Here is a 2,881-nt window from a genome sequence, read left to right on the forward strand (position 1 = left end):
CCTGGCCGACCGTCTCGTGCGAAGCGATCACAGCTTCGATCTCGCCCGGCTCGACACGGAAACCACGGATCTTCACCTGCTCATCCGCCCGGCCGACGAAGAGGAGCTGCCCGTCGGCTGTCCAGCGAGCGAGGTCACCCGAGCGGTACATCCGACCGCCATACGGGTTGGCAACAAACCGCTCAGCGGTCAGATCCGGGCGGCCGACGTAGCCCCGGGCCAGACCGGCACCCGCCACATACAGCTCGCCGGTGACGCCCACGGGTACGGGCTGGAGGAAATCGTCCAGGACAAAGACGCGGGCGTTGCCGATCGGGGCGCCGATGGCCGGAGGCTGATCCTCCGGACCCATCGCCGGGTCCAGCGGCACAGCGGTGGTGATCACGGTCGCCTCGGTCGGACCGTACGTATTCCACACCCGCGACCCCGCCAGCCACCGGCTCGCCAGATCAGCGTTCAACCGCTCCGCACCCAGCACCCAGTTCCGCACACCCGACACCGCACCCGGATCCAGCACACCCAGCAGCGACGGCACCACACTGGCGACTTCCACCCCGGCGGCACGGATCATCTCCGCCAGCGCCTCCGGCTCCCTCCGCTCCTCACTCGACGCGATAGCGAGCGTCCCACCCGCACCCAGCGTCACCGCCACATCCAGCACAGCCGCATCGAAGCTGAAGGAGGCGAACTGAAGGGCGACGACACCCTCGTCGACACCGAGCACGGGGCGCATCACCTGGGCGAGGTTCGCCACCCCGCCATGCGCCACCGCCACACCCTTCGGACGGCCCGTGGAACCCGACGTATAGATCACATACGCTAACTGCTCCGGACCCACCACCGTCTCCAGGGGCGTGGACGGCTGCTCCGCTACGAGAGCGGCGATCTCGTCCCAGAGCACCACCCGCACACCCTCACCCGGCAGCTCCAGCTCAGCCCCCGACAGCACCACCCCGGCACCACTGTCCGCGACCATGTAAGCGAGACGCTCCGCCGGATGCTCCGGGTCGAGCGGCACATACGCGCCACCCGCCTTCCACACCGCCAGCAGCGCCACCACCATGTCGACCCCACGCGGCAGGCACAGACCCACCACACACTCCCGGCCCACACCCAAACCGGTCAGATAGCGGGCCAGACGATTCGCACGCGCCTCCAACTCCCCGTACGACAACACCACCGACCCACACCGCACCGCCGCGACACCCGGCGCGGCCTCGACCCTCGCCGCGAACAGGCCGAGGACCGTTTCGGCCTCCGGCGCCTCGTGGGTGTCGTTCCACTCGGTGACAACCTGCGCCCGCTCGATCTCGTCCAGTACCTCGATCCGGCTCAGCCTGGCCTCCGGATCGGCCGCCACCTGCTCCAGCACCCGACCCAGCCGACGCGCCAGCCCCCGCACCGTCTCCTCGTCGAAGATGTCCGTGGCGTAGAGAATCCCGCCCCCGATACCAGCCGGCGCACCCTCGGCATCACGCTCCTCCACCAGCGTCACGGAGAGATCGAACCGCGCCGCCAGTTCGGAACCCGAAGGCACGGGACCGACATCGAGGCCAGGGAGTTCCCAGTGCGCGACCGGCACGTTCTGGAGGGCCAGCATCACCTGGAACAGCGGGTTCCGGGAGAGCGACCGCACCGGGCTCAGTACATCCACCAGCCGCTCGAACGGCACATCCTGATGACCGTACGCAGCGAGATCGGTCTCCCGGACCCGCGCCAGCAGCTCACTGAAGGTCGGGTCCCCACTCAGATCCGCGCGCAGCACCAGCGTATTGACGAAGAAGCCCGCCAGATCGTCCAGCGCCGCGTCCCCGCGACCGGCGATCGGGGTGCCCAGAGGGATGTCATCTCCGGCGCCCATCCGCGAGAGCAGTACGGCTATCGCCGTGTGTACGACCATGAACATCGTCGCCCGGCTCCGGCCCGCGACCTCCACAAGTTCGGCGTGGGCCTCGGCACCGACCCGTACCGGCACCGAGCGTCCGTCGAAGGAGGGCACGGGTGGGCGCGGGCGGTCGGCCGGGAGCACCAGCTCTTCGGGGGCGCCCTCCAGGGTCTCCCGCCAGAAGCCGAGTTGCTCACTGATGAGGCTGTCGGGGTCGTCGAGGTCGCCGAGGACCTCGCGCTGCCACAGCGCGTAGTCCGCGTACTGCACCGGCAGCGGCTCCCACCCCGGCGCCCGGCCCTCCCTCCGAGCCGCGTAAGCCGTCCCCAGATCACGCGACAGCGCACCCATCGACCAGCCGTCGACCGCGATGTGATGCGCCACGATCAGCAGCACATACTCCGAAGGACCGGTGACGAAGAGCCTTGTGCGCCACGGCAGATCGACGCTCAGATCGAAGCCGTGCCCGGCATGGGTGGTCAGGACGTCTTCCAGCTCGGCTTCCGTGGTCTGGACGACGATCAGCGGTGGCCGGCCGGCCCGGCTGTCCAGGATGTGCTGGCGCGGGGCGCCGTCGGTCTCGGGGAAGACGGTCCGCAGGCTCTCGTGCCGGTCGGCCACATCGCCGAGCGCCGCTTCGAGGGCCGCCACATCCAGCTCACCCGACAGGCGCAGGGTCAGTGGGAGGTTGTAGGCCGCGTCGGCGCCCGAGTCGGTCTCCTCCAGGCGGTTCAGGAACCACATCCGCTGCTGGGCGAAGGACAGCGGTACGACCTCCGGCCGCGGCCGGGGTGTCAGGGCAACCCTGACAGTGCCATGGCCGCCATCGACCAGCCGGGCGAGTGCCGCCACGGTCGGCGAGGCGAACAGTTCCCGGATACTCAGCTCGGTGTCCAACACTGCCCGGGCGCGGGCGATGAGGCGCATGGCGAGGAGGGAGTCGCCGCCGAGGTCGAAGAACGACACCTCGGCCCCGACCCGGTCCAGACCCAGCAC

The 2,881-nt window shown here is 69.7% G+C and carries 1 protein-coding gene; it reads right to left on the bottom strand.

Translation table 11 applies throughout. The features are described 5' to 3' along the window. On the bottom strand, positions 1-2,881 hold a 2,881-nt coding region (locus ABT122_RS33405), incomplete at both ends, for a non-ribosomal peptide synthetase (protein ID WP_351559925.1).

This window comes from Streptomyces sp. NPDC001985 (genome assembly GCF_040296845.1).
In the GTDB taxonomy this organism is placed as follows: Bacteria; Actinomycetota; Actinomycetes; order Streptomycetales; family Streptomycetaceae; genus Streptomyces.